1 protein-coding gene is annotated in these 1,362 nt (G+C 46.0%); it reads right to left on the bottom strand.

Annotated elements, in window-relative coordinates:
- Window positions 1-50 precede the first annotated feature (50 nt).
- Window positions 51-1,076, bottom strand: coding sequence for an IS110 family RNA-guided transposase (locus ST42_RS02875; RefSeq protein WP_042517114.1), 1,026 nt, complete (start codon window positions 1,074-1,076; stop codon window positions 51-53).
- Between the last annotated feature and the right edge of the window lie 286 nt (window positions 1,077-1,362).

The following is a 1,362-nucleotide window of genomic DNA, read 5'->3' as shown; positions in this document are numbered from 1 at the left end:
CAAATCGCTTTCTATGTTAATATCCAAATGTTTTGACCATTATTTTCAATTTATGCTGAGATTTTATATTCAGGGGTGAATGTTTGGCGATTTCTGACCATGGCTGTGACCAAATGTACAAGTTTGTTCTTGACATTGTTCAGTGCAACCTGCTTCTTCTTTCCTCGTTCTACGAGGCGCATGTAGTACCTCGCCATAATGGGATTGAAGTTGACGGCAGCTAGTGCCGCTTGCGTCAGCATGGCCTTTATCTGGCGGTTAGCCATATAATGTACATGCGGATCGGAATGCACACTGGTTCCCGAATCTTTGCCGAATGGAGCTAGGCCGTAATAGCAGGCAATCTTGCGTGAGTCGTAGTTGAAACGCCGGAAGTTGTCGGTGTACACCATCAGGCACACAGCGTTCTGCGTTCCTATGCCAGGCACCGAGGTCACGATGGTGAACACCTCGGTGAGTTCCTCGTCCGACTTGATGAGATCGGCAATGCGCTTATCTATCTTCTCTATCTCCTTATTGAGTTCAGAGACGATGTGCCGTCCGCTCTGCGAAATCATTGTCTTGACTGGCGACTTCTCCATAGTGAGTCGCTTTTCGCCTCTACGCACCTGGAAACTGCATCTGTGTCTTACGATCATCTGACGGTATAGGAACAGCTCACGCAGTTGTGTAAGCGACTCGCTAAGAGGCTCGTACATAACGGCTTTATCGTAATTCCTCATGGCGTATTCTGCAATCATCGAGGCGTCAGCACGGTCAGACTTCAATCGTCTAAGACCAGATGCGTCTTTGATGCTCTTTGCGTTCTCAAGCCACATGTCGTAGCCTTTACCGTAGAGGAAGTTGCACAGTCCCTTGCTGTAGTCGCCCGTGTTCTCGCCACAGAAGAGCCACAAGGACGAGTCGATACCGCAGGAATTCTGCTCAACCCACTTGACCAACTGCCTATAGCCAGACACGGTTGTCTTGAACTCGTTGAACACTCTAGCAGCGGTTTCTGCCAGTCCGTCTGCAAAAAGGATAGCCACATCAACTTTTTCTTTCGAAAAATCAACTCCGATAAATAAATTCTTCATAACTTTGTACGAGTTTTATTGTGTAGAATTGGTCAATAGTTGTATGGACTAACACTCTAACAAGGCTCAGAGCCGATAACTTTCTATCTGGTCTTTGCAACTATGTCGATGAGGACCTAAACGATTTATAGCTTTACGGCTGGGTCATTAGCTGGTTTACCTCTTCGACAGACCGATTCTACCTTTTTACAACAAAGGTACGAAACTGTCTTTAGCAATCATAGTTTTACCTTGATTATTTTGGAGTTTATGCGACTTCGTCGCAATCTTCTGCAAACTTAGAGGT

Origin of the sequence: Prevotella pectinovora, assembly GCF_000834015.1 — a bacterium.
Lineage (GTDB): Bacteria > Bacteroidota > Bacteroidia > Bacteroidales > Bacteroidaceae > Prevotella > Prevotella pectinovora.
Note: the sequence above shows the minus strand (reverse complement) of the source record. Positions and strands in the feature narration are given on the sequence as shown.

Bases quoted from the DNA above. Each gene is read 5' to 3' on its own strand.
- ST42_RS02875 (WP_042517114.1), bottom strand. From the start codon at position 1,076: ATGAAGAATTTATTTATCGGAGTTGATTTTTCGAAAGAAAAAGTTGAT.